We start from the raw sequence: 229 nt of genomic DNA on the forward strand, positions 1-229 counted from the left end.
CGCGCACCGAGGACCCGTGCGTCGAGCCGCCGCTCGCCGGGTGGTTCACCCTCGCGCCCGGCGTCGTCGTCGACCGCGACACGTTCTACGACACCCTCGGCGTCCCCGCGGAGGTCGACCTCGGCGGGGGGTTCGTCGTGGGGACGACCGCGACCACGCAGCGGCTCCGCGCGCTGGACGGTCACACGGAGACGACCGTGCTGGGCGACGCGTGGATCCTCGTCGACGA

Annotated in this window: 1 protein-coding gene; it reads left to right on the plus strand. The window is 74.7% G+C overall.

All coding sequences use genetic code 11. The features are described 5' to 3' along the window. On the plus strand, positions 1 to 229 hold a 229-nt coding region (locus CBZ_RS21565), incomplete at both ends, for a hypothetical protein (protein ID WP_218022817.1).

Origin of the sequence: Cellulomonas biazotea (genome assembly GCF_004306155.1) — a bacterium.
Lineage (GTDB): Bacteria > Actinomycetota > Actinomycetes > Actinomycetales > Cellulomonadaceae > Cellulomonas > Cellulomonas biazotea.